Genomic DNA, 17,195 nt, shown 5'->3' on the forward strand with positions numbered 1-17,195 from the left:
ATGGCACAGACCGGGGAGCCCTTCACGCTATCAGGCCCGTAACGTGTCCGTCGCGACTATGTTTTATGCCGCCAACACAGATCCAAAGAAACATGACACGACCTATCTCACGTATCACCATCGATGGTTACGAGCTAAAGAGCACGGAGGACTGCTATCGTCGATGGCGGTTCACGCGTGACGACCGGGTTATTCGGGATAACGCCTTCCCTGGATACCTATACGTTACGTCCTCGAAGAATCTGCGCGAACGTCTCGCGCGCGCAGGCTACGACCGTACTTCGCTGGAACTCGATTTCCTGCGGTACCTGCAGAACGCTGCCAAGGCGGGAGAGATGCCGTTCTATTTCCGGGACGACATCTGCGCCGGAAGATATTCGGCACGTGAGCAGATGGGAGCATTCAGAGGAGCGACGCTCGACGATTGGCTCTTCGCGCTGAAAGAGTACTTCACGAACCGCTGCCACGACCTCAACGCCCCTTGCAAGACCGCGGATTCAGCGAACTGCTCTGTGGACGTCGAGATTCTAATCGGGCTCATTGCACGCAACGACTTCTTGTTCGATGGGCACATCGAATTGCAGCACGGCGTCAAAGCGTTCCCCTGTTCCGGTCTGGACAACATGGCCGTGGCGATGCTTGAGGCTCTGTCCGAGACGGCGGAGTGTGTCCTCGATGTCAGCGAGCTTGTTCTAAGCAGCAGAGCGTACTCCTTCGATGATCTGATTGTGGGAATGGAGCGAAAAAGCGCCGCCGGACATTTCGCAAGAATTGCAGGCTTCAGCGAGCAAATTCGCCATTTCTGGTGATCGCACCGTCTGAAGGGGCGAATCCAAAGTGGAAATTGTCGCTACTGTTTCAACACATCACTGAACATCTAAAGACATGACCTTCCGCGCATACTACATGTTCGACAGCTACCCGGTCGGCTGGGAACAAGATAACTACGATCGTTGGCTCTTTACTCGCGACGATCGGATCATTCGGAAAAGGACCAAAGGACAGCGCAATTTGACTGTCCATGACTTGCCGGAAAATCGTCTGGAGTGGCTTGAGCCGGAAACAGACTACCTGTATCTCACGACGGCCGACGAACTCGGCTGGCGTCTTAAGCGCAAACGCGGTTATGACCGGCCGGCGCTGGAAGCAGAATTCGAGCGGTACAAACGCGAAATGATCCGGCATAATGCGCCATCGTTCTACGTTGGTGATGAGTGCGTCGAGGTCCCTCAGCGAACAAACGCTCTCAAAGCAACAACTCTCGACGATTGGCTTCTTGCTCTCCAGGAAGTCATCAGGAGCCGAGTGTCGCGCCTCAAGAATGGTATCAGCCCACCTATGCCAACTGGCCCGAGCTTTGACACGAAGGCACTGGCCGACATCATCCTTACCAACCAGTTTCCGGCACGTGACGCCGACCTGATCCCGTGCCACGCGCTGTGGGGCTTTCCATGCTCCGCATTCGACCACTTGGCCGTTGCAATGCTAGAGGTCATCCCCGAAGACGCTGAATGTGCGCTCAACATCACTGAACTGGTCGAGAACGACTGCGTGTACTGCTTCGAGGATCTCATACTTGCCGGCGAAGAAAGCACACTAGCTTGATGTTTTGCGACATCGAATCCAGCCATCGGCGACCCGGATGCCTGAAGACATTAGCCGAAATGCTTCGGACTTCGTTTTCCGCGCGAAGATCAGCGCGGCTTGCCCGTACCGATGTCTTCAGTTATGCGCAGCACGTCCACGTTCGCCTCGCGCCATTCCTTTTTCCGCGGCATCCAGCATGGCCATATCGGCGTGTACAGGGTGCGCCGCTATTTTGCGGAACTCTCGAGCTACGCGTCCCGCCGCGCTCTCCCCGCCTTTTGGACACCGCTCGCTGCCGCTTAATGACTGTCAGTTCTTGTACCGGTTGCACTTGTCACGGTTTCTCCGGATTCTCAGCCAGCGAGGTGCGGTCCAGGGCCTTCGCTAGCATGTTGATGAACATCAAATACTCGACCGCCTGGTCCGGATAATCCTCGACAAGTCCGTGAGCTCGGGGATTTCGAAGGGCAGCGATGGCCCCGGCGTATAGAAACATCATCCCCTGCTGTTCGCTGCGCTCGCTGTCGTTGGATTGCTCGTTGAACTTCAACACGGCCTTTTTCGGACTGAATACTGATTGCATAAGATCTGTGCCGCTCGCATCATCCTTAAGGCTGCGCATCTTCACCAGCATCTCCAGCACCTTGCAGGCGTTCTCAACAGCCTGCGCATAATGTCCATCCTCAAATAGCTTTGTGCAGTGGCGGTCAATATCAGCATGCAGCGATAGGCCTTCGAAAGCACGTTGTGCTCTTTCCGCTGGCGAGTCGTGACCGTCGGCAAGCTTCTCATTGAAAAGTTCGATGATGGTCTCAATATTTGCGATCTCTCGTGCGATGCCGTCACGTAGGTTTTGTCGCATCTTCAGGGCACTTGTTTCGTAGCCCATCCGAAAGCGAGCGTCGATGAGCGCACGCGGCCTGAACTGCTGCCAATCTGACGATCCTGAGTAAAGCTCAGAGATCGTGTCGTGAAGCTTCTTCTCGATCGAATGAAGCGCGGGATCGTCGGGATTCGACAGTGCTTGCACGTCAATGGCCGCAAGCTCTCCCATGCGCTTCTTCAGCTTCGGAATCCCAGCGCGCATCTGGGCGACGCTCAGTTTCGATTTCGGCATCCTAGGTGAACCGTCAGTTTGATCCGTCGACGATTCTAGCGTCACTACGGACACCGGTTACGCATTGCGTCGTGCGGTCACCCTTCCGAGCAAGAGGCATGGTTGTACCGAAGCGCAGGCAAATCCTGGTCGACCCGCGCTTATCGGCCCATGCGTGCCGAACTCCCGGTTTCTAAGCGTCCGCTTCCATTGAACGAGAATGCCCGTGCATCCGATGGCGTCGACATGGGTTGAACTCTACCTAAGCGCCGTCGGCGCCGCGCTAAAGCGCGAATACGGCGCGTAGACACTGCGCGCGGGGTTACACCCGAGAGCGACGAGGAGCTACCCAAGGCACATTTCGAGCACGGTCATCTCGAACCCGCGCGGAAAGCCACAGGCGCCGCCGACACATTCTGATTCCAGCAGCGCATCGCACACACAAATGATCATTTCCCGGAAGTCATCAATTTAACGTTGACAAACGCAAGTTTTTCCTCCACGCTAATCATAAATGAACGTTTCTCGGAAATCATCATGAAGCAACCGCATTCGATAGTTTCGCCACACAGTTGGCGGGGCTGGGAGCTCACACCACGTTCAATTGACGAAGAGCAGCTGCAGTCGCTCTTTGTGGACCTGCTCGTCCATACGCTAAAGTCGCTGGATGACGTATTCGGAGAGACCGGTCTGGACAAACGCCTGTTTCAGTTCGAAATCCCCCCGCTTGGTCCGTCCTACCTTGGCCAACCACTCGACATTGACGTTCGCCACCGCATTCAGCAACAGTTGCCGAAGCTGGATGCGTGGAAATGCATCAAGGCGATCTACGATTTCGGAGTGAAAGGCATGCCTGATGAGGGCGGTCATAGCATGTATGACATAAACAAATTCGGACGGAGGATCACCGCACTTTTCAGCGCCGTGTATCCCGATAAGGCAAAGTTGCTTAATGATCTGGTTTTTCTTTCCGAAGGTCGACTTGAGCTCGAACGTCCGCTTGGCCGGGTAACGGTTGAAACTTTGGTTGCCCTTGCAGGCGTCGACGCGCGGACTGTTAGGAACGCGATGGCGGCCGGCGATTTGGCCTTCAAAAAGGACGGAGCGCTTGTCGAGTTCGACCCGAGTTCAGCACGGCAGTGGCTCGTCGGTCGTCGCGGCTTCGTCCCAACCAAACCTTTAGTCCGCCGCGTCGATGTCGACAATATAAACACACAGGCCGAATTCGCTCAGCTGCTGACGGATATAAGGGTGAAACTCAACGCAGATGGCATCAATACGGAACCACCCGTGGACCCCGTAGCGATGACGAGCCTGGAACGTGGATTGTTCACCCTACCCCTCGATTCGGCCTTCCCGCTCGCCGACTACTTCGGTATCCGGCGAGAACCGTTTCTGAAATGCGTGATGCGCGTTTTCTTCCCGGCGCAATACGCCTTACTGTCCTCGTGAATGAACACCGTTTTCTCGAGCCCAGAGCCCTTCGTCGACGGCGGATTTTGGCTTATTTTCGCCTCCATCTATAACCGGAGATTTATATGTCGTCAGAAATCGTGGCAGGCACTGCGAACATCCTGCATCAGCATTCCGAGTACGAAAAACTCCAGCAGGATTATTCGACTCCGACTGCGAACGAATTAACGGCCAGAAACCTTGCAAGGCATGGCGTAGACGTTATGCCGGACGAAGTCTCTTCCTGGCACAAGATCAACGCGGCCGCTGTGCAGGCGAAACTTGATATTCATGCGGAACGCGCGCAGGCGGAGTCCTTCGCTCAAGATGCGGCCGTCAACATGATCGCTTCGGCAAGGAGCTATTCGCCAGCGCAAAACTCCGGAGTTGAAGACACACCGCTCGAAGAAGATAACGAGAACGACGACGAATCCAATTCCGAAGACGACAGCGAGCTTTTAACGATCGACGAGTTGTACGGATACGACGATCCCGAAGACAACGCCGAGGCTGCTTTGGACGATGTCTTGAAAGCGCAGGAACGCGAGTAGAGCGCCGCGTTCCGGGACACATCGTCTTCTCTTGGAGTGGCCGTCGTGTGCGAACCTCTCGGTCAGTCCATCGGTCACCTTGCGTGCGCTGTGAGCAACGCAGCAAGGTGACTCGAATTGCCAATTGCGGCCGCTGGCGGAGCCGGCCTGGCCACGCACAGCCCCCCGCTGTCTCGGCGGCGACGGTGAGGCGCGCGTTCCACCGGTTTGCAAAGAACCTTGTTCGCCGCACTTTCGGCAACGTGGCACGAACGGGTGAACGAGTCGTCGGCGAGATGCTATCGCAGCGACCAACTCGTCGGCGGGCGGTCAATTGCCTGCTTGCGCTCTTGTCACCGGTCTCCGAACTGCAAGGTACATGTCAGTCAAGAAGGTGGAAAACATCAGTCGTCGCGTCGTAGCGAGCAAGACCGGCGGCAACGAGCCTCTGCCAGACTTTCTCTGCCGGCGGTTCGCGGCGAACGTCACGCGAACTTCCCAACGTCGGGCTAGACTGCACCTCGCGTCCGAGGACACGACGAATTTCAGGGATTAGCGCGTCCGGGATCCTCTTCGCTTTCACGGGAGCATAGCCGTGATTGTGCATCATGATTACGCGTACGCAACTACAGTCGACTTCCTCGACCGTCAATTCAAAGAAGTCGCTAGTGGGCGATGCCCCTTTCGGCCGCACGCGAAAGAATCATTTATCACCCGTCTGAGTCAAGCTGCAACAGAATATGTTCTGACGGCCCAGCGTATCGAAGCAGTTCAGTTCACCAATTGTCATTTACATCCTTCTTACGCACAAAAAACCGACAGATTCAGCATACGTAAAGAGCATACCGCTAACGGCCGGAAATGCTGCAAATGATCGCATGCCTGGGCGTGTTTGCATAAATGATGCGAAGGCAAAACTCAGGCATTACCGCCAGCGACGATCCCAATCCGCAGCTCGTTGATGGTGTTCAAGCGAGCCTCTCCGCCGAATTCGCGGCGATGGAACCAACCAAACGACATCGGTCCTCGTGAATCGAGATACCAGAGTAGGACGTTCGGACTGAGCGCTGCCATCAGCGCCGCCATACCTACGTGTCTGCCGTCGATATGGTCGGCCAGTCGTATTGAAGCATCCCGCTACTGAAGCAGGACCGCACGCCATCATCGCAACCGTCACGTTGCTGGTTTGCCTCTCTATGCACTCGCAGCGAATCATGCTGCCAAGTGTGCGATGCCGAACAGATCTGACCTTTCACCGGTAACCACTGCCTGTCATCCTATCTGTCGCCTGCTAACGAGCCGGCTCCAATAACAATCCGAGGGCGATGACATGAAAGCAGCTAAGGTACTTGCCGGCGTACTGCTACTCGCTGGCTGCTGTTCGACCGGAAAATCCGTTTTTGCGCCAAATCCGGATACGGAGGATGTGAGCGTTATCCTGAACTATGTTCGTGGTGAACTTCGCGCTTTTCAGGATTCGAAACAAGAGACAGTTGCGGGTCCATCTATCTGCATGGCCACCGGTGCACCGAAGGTAGTAATTGTTCCCGCGAACGCGACTGTTGGCCTTAATGTCGTTGCGACCAACTCAATATCGGGCGACGTAGGTCCGAAGATTCCCGTCGGCACGATCCTGAAAATCGATCCAAAGTTTTCCGCTAGCTATCAAGATATCGGAACGCAAAAGCTTTCACTCGACCTGGACATTCGGCATGCGAAGACGGCCGCTGAGTATCAGTCCGACGCGGACGCGGCTTCGAAGAAAATCGAGGCATACAGCAAGGCAAAGTTGGCCCTTACCGACCAGGGCGACCGCATAATGGCGGATAAATATGCAGCGGCGATTGAAATGCAGAAGAAGAATCTTCAACAAATCTATCGTGAGGAGGCTGCCACTCTCAACGAGGCGGCGGATGCGGCGGACCGCGCGCCGGCGGACGCGGCATCTGCGCCGAACGCTGCATCTGCCAGCGAGTCGTCGGATAAGCTGCCGCCACTCAAGGTGCCGCCGGAACTGGTCGCCCACAAGCTGGCGGCCGCGCTGTGGCTTGTGCGCGAGGGCTTGCTGCGAATGGACCATAACATACAGCCTTGCGTTAAGCCACATCAACTCACGGTCGAAATAGATTTCGAGGTCGTCACAGACAAGTCGGGTGGTGTCGGCTTTGATGTTTACATCGTAAGCCTGGATGCCAGCGTCGAGCGCAAGCTATCCACCGTGCAAACGCTGTCGGTAACCTTCGATATGACGGGAAGTAGCCCGGCGATGAATCCGATGTGATTTCGGATGCATTCCGGATAGGCTCATCCAAACAACACAAGATGTAGTGTAGTCGCCGACGGCCGCCGCTCATCGGGCCGTCCGGACGCAATCCGCGAACCGCCCAGCCCACTAGGCCCCCGCGGTCGACGCTCCAGACCGCCTCAAATCTCGTTATCTACAAGCCAATTTCTTCGGCCGCCAGAAATCGCAGAGCAAACAGGCGTCCTTTTTCCGACTCACATCCACCCACTTTCGGGCTATACCTCCGAGGCTAGCTGCGGCTCCAGTCGGTCTGCAATCGACCTTCGGGGAACGGCTTTTTCGATAGCCAGCAAACTCAACCTGGTGTAACCCGATGAACAAATCTGATCTCACGCCCGATCCCGCGACAGCCATTTACGCCGATACCGCCGACGTGCTCCTCTCCTACTTCGCGGACTGCCGTTTCGACCAGTCGCACCTAACGCCGATGCATCTCGCACTTGCTCTCGAATATGCGTATCGGCCGCATCGGAGATTCTGGCGGGACTTCAACGTCACAATGCTGGTTGACGCCATGTCGCGACACATGCCCGACTGGCGAACGACAGCTGCGATGATGACCGGTGGCGCCGCCCACGAACTACTGAGCGAGCTCGAGCGAATTCTCCGCATCAACGCGTTCGACGAAACGAACGCGGAAATGTTGCTGGCTCTGCCCGTGGGAGAGCGACCTGGAAACCCTTCCGCAGCATTCGCTTGGATTGCCGCCGAGCTTGCGAGAAACGGACTGACGACGCAACTCGAGTTCGCGCGACCGGATGGCGAGCGCTGCGGCGAAAAGGCGCTCGACGTCGCGTGCTGCCTTGAGCAAGCAAGACAAGGCGTTGCCGTCGAACGCACCGGAACCATCGTTGCGAAAGCCTGGCGCGACGCGGTTATGAAGCGGCATGCTCAGCACGACGCTTCGACGCGTGAAGCTGTGTCTGCGGGCGTCGTGTGACGCATGTTGGAACGTCGCATGGCGAGATGTGGAAACAACCCTGTGTGCAAGGGCCGCTGACCAGGATGTGCTGTGTCGCTGCCCGTTCTGCGGAGAGACGGAATTACTGATGCCGCGGCTCCATGAGAAACAAGAACTTGCAAACTAATAACGTGGCTTCAGCCCGGTTCGCGGACCGAAAACGATAGACTGGCCGGATTGTCGGCGCGAATAGGCTAGACTGCCGAAGGCCGTCGGCCATGAATGCTCCTGCTTCACGCGCTGGGATATTTGAGCGACCGATTCATCTCGACAGCCGCCTTTGTTGGCGGATCATAAGTTCGAGTTGCCGAGCAGAAGCCCTTTCATCGCACGACTCATCAGCCAACGAGGAACTTCAAATGACAGTGCACGCGATTACCGCAGTTCGACTTGATCCGGATTCGCGACGGGTCACCCACGTACTTTGGGGACAAGTATCCGTGAGCGGAGAACAATTTGAGGTTGTGCCACACGAATCGCCGGTGATCGAGGTGGTCGACGCGCTGGCCAAAGGCGATACGGTGGTGACCGTCTTCCCGCTGGACGGGCAACGCGTCGCGGGTCCCGAGGTTCGGAGCGTCGTGGATGAGGTGGGCCGCGAATGGATCGAAACGGTGGCGGACAATTCCGGTCCAGGCCGAACGCTTGCGGATCTGCCGCGAGTCGATCACGAGTAGACGATAACCGCGCTCGCCACGGAAAGCGGTCTGGGAAAGCACCCAGTTTGGGCCTGATATGTTTGCGGGCAGGCGCGAACTCGTAGTTGGACCACCAGGAAGGCAAGCCGTCTCGCACCCGTAGCTAAAGGCCGCGTGCGGCCCACGAGCAGACATTCCGTGATAGGGCAGAATATACTTTGGCCGCCCGACAACAAGCGCTCAATGCCGTTGGCGGCGGCGCAACATAGGCAGTTGTGAGAGTCCACATGATTCAAATAAGACGACCCGAAGACGCGCTTCACGCGTTTCAGACCGCCTGGAACAGCCACGACGTGGAGTCCCTCGGAGCATTGTTCCATGAGGATGCCGCGTTCGTGAACAGGTTTGGACACTACGTGCGCGGCGTCGCTGCGATTATCGAGCTGCATGCCCCCATCCATGCCACCATCTACAGCGATTCCACGCTGGAGAACGAACTGATCGACGTAGTCGCGATCCACAACGATGCAGCGGTCAAGCACTTCTGGAGTCGACTCACCGCCGGTGCGGCTCATCCGGCGGGCCAGTGCGCGCTGGGCATCCTCGCGTACCTCGAAAACGCCGAGGTAGGGAAACCGACCGAGCGCATCGGCAGCACCGTTGCTCGCTGGTATCGCGAGTCGGTGATGAAGAGGCAGGCGGAAGTCTCCGAAGGCTGAGGCGCGAACGGTTTGAAAGAGAATACGGGCGGCACGACTGGACAAGGACGAGTCGCAAGGTGCCGGCCTCAATCGCCCGGCCAGTCTTGTTTTCTCCCGAACGTGCCTCCCGTCCGATTCCCACGGGCCTTATCACAAATGTCTATCTGCAGCTTCCCCGTATTGGACGGCATTCTCGGCGTTTACGGGGCAGCGCGTCAGATGACGATTTCATTGTCGTCCTCGTCTTCGTCATCAACGTCGTCGTTGATCTGCCGAGGCATAGTTCCCGGCCGATCGCCTGCCAGCCACTCTTTGATGAACGCGAAGCAAGCAGCAGAGTAAGGCTTGTTTCGTTTGACGAAATTGCTCAGGATATCGTTGAGGAGCGTCTTCGCCTCCATCAGGGTCGCCTCCTTATCAGCTTCGGACGCCATCTTGTCCGCTGACATTACCAGCCTTCGCCAAGCAAATAGCTCCCGCTCCAGTGAAGTCAATCTGGCCGTACGTGCTGCGACCAACCGTCGGCGGTTCAGGCCGAAGCCGTCTATTGTCGCCTCCGCCTTCATCAAACCAACAGGGTCGAGTTCGGCAGGACGAACAAAGGACCGGGTTCGCCCACCAAAACTCCCGACAGTAAACTCGAGATAACGATGTGGATCATCGAGCGTTGGATTGATGAGTAACGGCGTTTCTGTATGGAGGTATCCCCTCGAGGGCGCACATCCCTGACCAGGCATCAAGGGGAAGTAGTTTCCCTTCCCGAGTTTCCTCACAGATCCGTCGGGCAGAAAATGATCAGTCTCCGTGTTGCAATCACTACATGCGGGGAGTAGATTTGTCCATTCCGAGGCGAGCCACCAATAGCCAATTGTAGCTGCAGGGGCTCGCGTCAGCTGCACTCCCCCCTTGGGCCGAAAATGCTCAACCTGGACCCCTTGATTCACGAATCTCGACTCGCAGTACGCGCACTTCTTTTCAAAAATCGCGTCAAGCGCCTGCTTCACCTCCGAGTTTCGATAAACATTAAAGCCGGAGAACGCCGGGAAACCAGCGGGTTTCGTCGCGTAGTAATCAGAAGCTCGCTTTTGTTCGTTCGTCGCGCTGTCGCTTCGCAAAACCCCGGGTTCGCTGCCAAATGGCCGGTCTCGTTTAATCACCTAGCAGCCCCTTGTACTCTTCATCACGTTGCACGAGCTCTTCGATGATCTGGATCGCGTCCTCCGAAAGTTCCCCTCCATCTCCAACATTTCGCAAGGTGGCAAGTTGTTTGTCTATCACGCGATACATGATTCTTTCGCGCTGGGTCACGCCCATCAGACCTTCGTCATGCAGAGACTCTTCAAGTCCTCGCAGCTCATCTCGCTCACCAGCGTTCAAACGAGAATCACCCCGCGCCAACAGATCGTAGTACCGGACAAACTCACCATCCAGTTTCTCGTCCAACGTAGTATTGAGCCCAAACAAGTCGGATGTGAGAAGCTGATCGATGAATAGCCCGTCGATGTCTCCCGGCGCCGACCGAGCTGACAGGGTCCCCTCTTGGGACGCATTCAGGATCTTGACATCTTGTCCACGGACGCCTCGCAAGGTCAAAGGGTCGTGTGTGCTGTAGATGAAATGAATCATCGGGAACGCCCGTCGCAGTCGCTCTACGATACGAAGCCTCCAGGCCGGATGCAGGTGGGCGTCCAGTTCATCAATCAAGACTGTCGCTTGCCCTCCTAAAGCACTGTCCCCCCAAGAGTACACGACCTCCAAAATATCGGTCGCAAGGGAGAATATATTCTGCAACCCGGAGCTCATTGCATCGATCGGCTGCTCGCGTCCACTTACTCGCACTTCGATCTTCGAGTCTACGATGTCCACCATCGCAGTCGGATCCAGCATCAACTGTTGCACGAGGTCTGCTGCATCACGCAATCTTTGCCCCCTTAGCTTCGTGAACCAGCCGTGCGGCCCATTAATCTTTGTATGTTCATCAAAAAGCGATAGCAGACGGAAATCATTGCGACGTTGCTTTTGCAACATGACTTTCCGAGCTAGCAGGCGGTACGCCCCGTACGCAAGGACAGGAGACGGCGCTGAAGCGAATCCGCCAAACCTACGACTAGTTTTCTCGAATGTCAGGACGTTCGCCTCATCGGAGTGCCAGAACTCGAGCCTTATCTCCCCATCTAACGCATCCTCGAAGAGAATCGTCTTCGCGTCGTCGATGATCTCCGATGCTACAACCGGTCCAGCCAGTCCAAGCGCCAAAGCCTGAAGCAGAGAAGTTTTGCCGACACCGTTTGCCCCAACGAACGCGACCCATTGGGCGTCTTTCCCTTCAGGCATCGGGAAGTCAACGTTGGCCTCCCGAATTCCCTTGAAGTTTCGGATTTTAATGCGACGGATCGGCCGTGCACGCCGGTGCGTTTGCCCAAAAAAATATCGCGAACCTCTCGCGTGGTTGCGCGCTTCAATCTCACGGTCAACCTCGTCCGGGTTGATCGACCCGATAGCGTCGAGGATTTCTCGAAAATGCGATTCCGATATCGAATGCAAATCCTTCCTACGAACTCTTTTTGGCAGCAACCCATGTAACAGAAGGGCTATCGCGCCCGAGAAGCTCGCCTCAGGCGCAAGTACGTCTCTAACTTGGTCGAACATCAGAGACGAGCCTGACCTCTCCCTTCGTTCGAAGGCATCATTCCATTTCGAAACAAACGCACCCAGCGCATCCTCGCGACCGTCAAGCAATTCTTGACGATTCAGGTTCAGAAGTGAAATTGTCTCAGCTCCTCGCCATGTGAGACCATACATCCTTCCTGACGGCGCTACGGTCAAATGCTTTTCTACCCTATCGTAGGCTGGATCAATCAGCGCTGGATTCTCAGTCCGGCGTAACGACTCCAAACTCGCACCTAATTCGCCACGCCCTCTAAGTATGGGAAATAGATTACCCTTTATCGATACGCACGTATGGCATGCGTAGTAAAGGTTTTCCCACTCCACCGCTAGCCAGCAATAATGAAGGCGGTCTATTCTTCCCCTTCCCCGGTCTGCCGCCCGTAAGGGTCGGAAATGATCTATGCCCCAAACGTTGCTATCGACTACAGCGTATCTTTCACAGTAAGCGCATTTACCATAGGTCCACTCGCGCAGTGCACTTTGCACTTCGTCCCGGTCATTATTCTCCAACCCAAACTCGGGAGGCCTGTGAAAATCGGGCCGCTCCAGGTATTCACGAATTTTTTGCCTGTACAATTCCGCCCTTTCGGAAGAAAAAAACTGCGGAGTGCGTGCTTGAGAACGATTCAATTGTCGCATTGTGTCCTATCTCTTTGACCAGATAGCGATTCGTTATTCTTAAAGGAAGCAAAGCAACCCTCAGCGGCCTCCGAGGATGTAATAGGCTTAAAGGTCCGGCCTTTGAAAGCGCACCCAATTGTCCGGTGCGGAAATGGTCAACGAATGCGTAGCCCTGGAAATTGCAACATAGAAGAGCTTCGCCTGCGCACGTTGCTCTCGGGCGAAATGCGAGGCGTCGGGCACCACCACGTGATCGAACTCAAGCCCCTTCAGTAACAATGGCGTTGACACAGTTCTCTGCGGAAGCCGACGTCCCGCGAGGCTCGCACGCTGCCTTACTCGCTCAGCAGCCTCTGTCATCGATACACAGCGGCCAGCCGCAACATCCGCCATGGCGCGCTCGACATCGCGCCAAAGCTCTCTGCGGTAGAGCTGGTAGCGCGCACGCCGAGGAATCAACGACAAGACTGTCGCCCCCGCCTCCGCTGCGCCGGGACCAAAAAGATTGGCTACTGCTAGCCTAATTCTCGCATTGGTTGTCAGATCGGCAAGATTGTCCTCCTCGCCATCCTCTAGCGCCTTCACATTGACGCAATCGTCTACGAGACTCGTGATGACATCGACTCGGCTTTGACGTGAATCGCAAGTATCCCAAGCTGTGCAGAACTCTTGCAACCGCCTCGCAGCCACCTCTTCAATAGCCTGGTAGCCACCGCCCGCTGCGCGAGCCAGTCGGTAACAGATTCCCTTATTGCAATGAATAGCAGCGACGCTGCCTTGAACGCCGTCGAACCCATCGAACAACGGCCCCATATCGAACGCCGTATCGGCGCGGTGGAAAGCGACCGGTCCGACCGATAGGTCAATTCCCTCACCCCGCATCAGCCTCTCCCGAACCTCCGCAATCCACTCTCCAAGCTCCGGATTACGATTCTCCCAACGATGAGGAACATCAAGCTCATCGACCAGGGGAAACCACGGGAAGATGGTCGTCGCCCAGTTGAGAGTCGCACCGGCGAACTCGAAGATGCCTTGCATCGGATCGCCAAAGACCAGAGTCGGGACGATGTTGGATAACGTCGTCGCAAGCTCATGCTGCAAGCCGTTGCAATCTTGATACTCGTCGATCAGAATGCGGTCGTAGGAGGCTTCGACCACTTGACGAACCGCGTCGATAACAAGAGCTCGAATGGTTCCTCTGTATAGGTCGTCCCACTGCGCCCCTTGCGGCATACCTTCGCAAGGCTGTGCAATTCCGGGGAAGGCATGGGCATACCGCATTGACCAGCCAGCGATTGTATCAACCACTGCCGCCGCATGCGGTACTTTCAAACGCCTGAGCCTCGACCGGATGGCATGGACCCCGGCGTGGGTATGAGTAAGAATTAGCGTACGTCGTCCGAGCGCCGCTACCTTGGCGATCTGCTCAGTTTTTCCGTGCCCTGCCGGCGCGACGATGGCTCCTTTACTGAAGCCCAAAAGCTCTTCGGCTTCAAGCATATAACCAAGCCTCAGCAGCGGCCAGCGCTAGTGCCATCGGGGATTCGGGGCGCGTCATTGCAATGTCCCACGCAATAGGAGCGAGACCGCGACCGATGCGTTGATCCTTGAACCACTTCTTCGCGCCGAAGACTCCTGAGATCTTCTCGCGCAACTCGTGTCCATTGAACTCAGAAATCAGCTCCCACACCGCAAAATCGTCCATTATTACCAAGCGATTCAGGCCCAACGCAGCGCAAAGGTTGTCGTTGATCTTCCCTACCCCACGTTCCTCGCGGGCGTATTCAAGCAGACGCTGAACCTGCCGGTCGGTCGCCGCAGAAAACAATGCGTGCTCGGAGTCCAACCCACCTCCGTACTCAAACACCGGAATCTCTGCTCCATCCAGCGAAGCCGCTGCCTCCTCCGTCAACGGCACATCGGAGTCGCGGAAAACTGCGACCGAATATCCCAATTGTGCCAGTCCCAATGCCATTGACACAGTTTGCCCGCCGTTGCCATCCGCAACCGACGCCCCCTTGTGTTCACATGGCAAATCCTCATGACGTGGTGGCCAGAACTCCCGCAGACCGTTAAGCATACCCACTTCGGTCATCCCCTCGCTGACCAGGATGCGGCGCGCGAACAGCGCGCGCGGGTTGAACCGCATCAGAGCATGGATGGGGTCGGGCGCCGCGGGCTTGGTCAGCATAGTCGCGCGGTCCGGGCGTGACGTCCGACAGACGAAGAGCGACCCTGCTCCTGCCTCGGCCAATGCGACCTCAGAATGAGTCGTAAGGATGATCTGACCAACTGGTCGATTCGCCTCGGACGCGACGGTCTGGTCCCGCCGAAGCTGGGAGATTGCACCCATGATGCGATGAGGCTCGAGCCCATGTTCGATTTCATCGACGAGAACGATGGCGCCTTCCGATACGGCGGACTTCTGGATCGCAAGGGTCGCCAGGCGCCTGGTTCCCAATCCGGCCATTCGCAAAGGAATTCCCAGGTCGTGCAGGGCGATGGAGCCAGTGGAGAGACCCCCGCGACCAAGTTCTAGCCCGGGTGCGTACGCCCCTTCGACATAGGCACCCATGCCTTTGGCAAACCCTTCAGCCGCCGTCGCGGCCTCCATCAGAGCCTCGATCTCGTGCAAACCCGCGCTGTCTCGAGCAGCCTTGTAGGCTTGCGCCAATCTGGCCGAGGCCTCCTCGTTGTCGCCCGTTAGTCGAGATAGCACAGACCCTTGACCCCACGCCAGGTGCCGAGCGTCATCACCCGCTAGACGAACAAGACCGAAGAGAGCGCGATCGCGATTGGAAAGTGTCCGTGTGTCTTCGATTCGATCGCAGCAAACCTCCCAAACTGGCTCTAAGGTCGCATCTACGCTGAGCCGAACGGTTAGGACCGGCTCGTCGTCATTGTCGGCCTCATCCCGGATCGCACCCTCGGAGGACCAGCCGCGGATATAAAGCCCGAACCGCTCATCCGACTTGAGGGTTCTGGACAGCTCGCCCACCGTGACTTCGATTTCAATCGTCTTCGTGGTGTCACCGCCGATGAAATCCGCCTCAGTAAATGAGAACCACCGGGAAGACAACGTTGCTTCTATCGCGTCAAGGGCTGTCGACTTGCCGGAATCACCGGGGCCAATCAGACAACAGAACGAGAGCCCGGGGGACCAGTCTAACGATGCGATGCCCCGAAAATTTGTGACCTTAAGTTGTCGTATTTGCATTTCCATCCCTCCGGGGCGTTAGAGGCCAATAGCCCATGCTTCATCCCGTGAGCGTCCACAGTACCTCCAGACGCCCTTAGTCGATGCTCGCCATCAATCAATCGATCTACATTGGCACGCCGAAAAATGACTCCGCGAGAAGCGCCGCCGTGATACTTCAGGCGGCCTTCACACGTCTCGATTACGAAACCCGTTCCGGCTTGCTGGAGAACCACTGCTCTAGGCGAAGCATCGAATCATAGAGCGATCGCCAACAATTCAGGGCGACATCCGAAGCCAATGCCCGTCGTTCATCATCCGCAAGACTATTGGTGGATGCGCTTTGACGAAGACTTTTGTCCACCACTTCGGTCAACGCCAACATTCGCCTTTTCTCACGGTTTCGCAGAAACACGGCTTGGAACACAAGGGCAGCCAAGGCGCCGATGACTAGCGCCATAAACGACACGCGAGAAGAGTATCGCTGCAGCCACGGAAGCTTTGCAACCTGGCTTTCAGAGAAGTGCGCGGGATCCCATGGGCGGCTATCGAAACCGGGGGCAGTTGCAGACACTGCAAGTTGCGGAGCAGCTTTTCCCGCGAAGTAGAGTTCAAACTGTCTGCCCGCGCCGCCTTCACGTCTGTTGACCGACGGCACCTTGAATGAGAATGCGAGAGCTTGGCCGTGGGCGACCGGTTTCATCGTTTGCTCTAGTTCGAAGTCTTCGACGCCCCCGTCGAGCATCCTTGCCCCAACGTACACAGGCAACGTGCCGTCGGCATTCGTCGCCGTGATGAGGATCTGCACCTCGGGTGCGTCTCGATCCGAATAGTTATAGAGGTAGACATCGGTGCCGGCGATGGTGTCGATTCGTTGGTTCGTCTGCGTGTTCTCGTAAGTGAAACGCACATTCGGAACCGGCGAATGTGATCCCCATGTCAATTCCGGTACTTTCTGGATATCCAACATTCTTGTGTGATTCTCAGCCTTGTCGGCATCGAGGGCTGCCTCAAACTGCCCGAGATATCCGACAAGAACGCCCACTAGCGCGGTCGCGCCAAAACTCATTACAGACTTCAACGAAACTGCCATGTGCCCTCAGTTGTGTATTGCGGTTGGTCTTCTGGCAATGGACCCCTGCCATTGACTAATCAGCGTCAATTTGCCTCGGGATACACCGCCCAACGACAGGTCCCGGCAAGACAACATCGGCATAAGCAAGTCAAAATTTAGGGCCGGCACTGAAAAATTTTTTGTTGCATCCTCGGATCACGGTGCGACGCGGCGATTGTGATACGGTCGTGCAAAGTCTCAACACGCGGTTTCCTGATGCAAGCGCGCGCCCCTCGGCTGGCCGGATTTCAGTGTTCATCGCGCAACCACGTTTTCCGCGATTCGCTTAAGGAGTCGAAACTGGTGAGTTCCGAGCGTCCGCCT

Annotated in this window: 15 protein-coding genes; 7 read left to right on the forward strand and 8 right to left on the reverse strand. The window is 56.5% G+C overall.

Features of this window, described 5'->3' with window-relative positions; translation table 11 throughout:
- The first annotated feature begins 92 nt into the window (after nt 1-92).
- Entirely contained in the window at nt 93-809 is a 717-nt protein-coding gene (locus J8I87_RS11690) for a HEPN/Toprim-associated domain-containing protein (protein ID WP_209931612.1), read from the forward strand.
- Between the two features lie 76 nt (nt 810-885).
- Entirely contained in the window at nt 886-1,605 is a 720-nt protein-coding gene (locus J8I87_RS11695; RefSeq protein WP_209931613.1) for a HEPN/Toprim-associated domain-containing protein, read from the forward strand.
- A 316-nt stretch (nt 1,606-1,921) separates the two neighbouring features.
- On the opposite strand, the gene J8I87_RS11700 is transcribed toward J8I87_RS11695, so the two are convergent.
- Nucleotides 1,922-2,704 carry a TIGR02391 family protein gene (locus J8I87_RS11700; RefSeq protein WP_209931614.1) on the reverse strand — a complete coding sequence of 261 codons (783 nt, stop codon included), beginning with the start codon at nt 2,702-2,704 and terminating at the stop codon, nt 1,922-1,924.
- A 516-nt stretch (nt 2,705-3,220) separates the two neighbouring features.
- On the opposite strand from J8I87_RS11700, the gene J8I87_RS11705 reads away from it, so the two are divergent.
- Complete coding sequence (locus J8I87_RS11705) at nt 3,221-4,135, forward strand: hypothetical protein (protein ID WP_209931615.1); 915 nt, start codon at nt 3,221-3,223, stop codon at nt 4,133-4,135.
- An 86-nt stretch (nt 4,136-4,221) separates the two neighbouring features.
- Nucleotides 4,222-4,686, forward strand: a complete 465-nt coding sequence (locus J8I87_RS11710) for a hypothetical protein (RefSeq protein WP_209931616.1) — start codon at nt 4,222-4,224, stop codon at nt 4,684-4,686.
- Nucleotides 4,687-5,583: 897 nt separating this feature from the next.
- Here the strand turns inward: J8I87_RS11710 and J8I87_RS11715 are convergent.
- A complete protein-coding gene (locus tag J8I87_RS11715) occupies nt 5,584-5,751 on the reverse strand; it encodes a hypothetical protein (protein WP_209931617.1) in 168 nt (55 codons plus the stop codon).
- A 244-nt stretch (nt 5,752-5,995) separates the two neighbouring features.
- Here J8I87_RS11715 and J8I87_RS11720 point away from each other — a divergent pair, with 244 nt between their 5' ends.
- On the forward strand, nt 5,996-6,946 hold the full coding sequence (locus J8I87_RS11720) for a hypothetical protein (RefSeq protein WP_209931618.1): 951 nt from the start codon (nt 5,996-5,998) through the stop codon (nt 6,944-6,946).
- Between the two features lie 604 nt (nt 6,947-7,550).
- Here J8I87_RS11720 and J8I87_RS11725 read toward each other — a convergent pair.
- Entirely contained in the window at nt 7,551-7,859 is a 309-nt protein-coding gene (locus tag J8I87_RS11725; protein WP_209931619.1) for a hypothetical protein, read from the reverse strand.
- Between the two features lie 512 nt (nt 7,860-8,371).
- Here J8I87_RS11725 and J8I87_RS11730 point away from each other — a divergent pair.
- Nucleotides 8,372-8,608 (forward strand): hypothetical protein, encoded by a 237-nt coding sequence (locus tag J8I87_RS11730; RefSeq protein WP_209931620.1) that lies wholly within the window; start codon nt 8,372-8,374, stop codon nt 8,606-8,608.
- 248 nt (nt 8,609-8,856) lie between these two features.
- On the forward strand, nt 8,857-9,288 hold the full coding sequence (locus J8I87_RS11735) for an SgcJ/EcaC family oxidoreductase (protein ID WP_209931621.1): 432 nt from the start codon (nt 8,857-8,859) through the stop codon (nt 9,286-9,288).
- Nucleotides 9,289-9,485: 197 nt separating this feature from the next.
- Here the strand turns inward: J8I87_RS11735 and J8I87_RS11740 are convergent, their stop codons facing one another.
- The 5 genes from J8I87_RS11740 to J8I87_RS11760 form a co-directional block, all read right to left on the reverse strand.
- Entirely contained in the window at nt 9,486-10,427 is a 942-nt protein-coding gene (locus J8I87_RS11740) for a hypothetical protein (RefSeq protein ID WP_209931622.1), read from the reverse strand.
- Complete coding sequence (locus tag J8I87_RS11745; RefSeq protein WP_409518747.1) at nt 10,420-12,579, reverse strand: AAA family ATPase; 2,160 nt, start codon at nt 12,577-12,579, stop codon at nt 10,420-10,422. The genes J8I87_RS11740 and J8I87_RS11745 overlap by 8 nt, the downstream gene beginning before the upstream one ends.
- A gap of 87 nt (nt 12,580-12,666) precedes the next feature.
- A complete protein-coding gene (locus tag J8I87_RS11750; protein WP_209931624.1) occupies nt 12,667-14,061 on the reverse strand; it encodes a UvrD-helicase domain-containing protein in 1,395 nt (464 codons plus the stop codon).
- Nucleotides 14,054-15,778 (reverse strand): ATP-dependent nuclease, encoded by a 1,725-nt coding sequence (locus J8I87_RS11755; protein WP_209931625.1) that lies wholly within the window; start codon nt 15,776-15,778, stop codon nt 14,054-14,056. Before J8I87_RS11755 ends, J8I87_RS11750 begins: the two co-directional genes overlap by 8 nt.
- A 181-nt stretch (nt 15,779-15,959) precedes the next feature.
- Nucleotides 15,960-16,850, reverse strand: coding sequence for a hypothetical protein (locus tag J8I87_RS11760; RefSeq protein ID WP_209931626.1), 891 nt, complete (start codon nt 16,848-16,850; stop codon nt 15,960-15,962).
- Between the last annotated feature and the right edge of the window lie 345 nt (nt 16,851-17,195).

Origin of the sequence: Paraburkholderia sp. LEh10 (assembly GCF_017814945.1) — a bacterium.
Classification (GTDB): domain Bacteria; phylum Pseudomonadota; class Gammaproteobacteria; order Burkholderiales; family Burkholderiaceae; genus Paraburkholderia.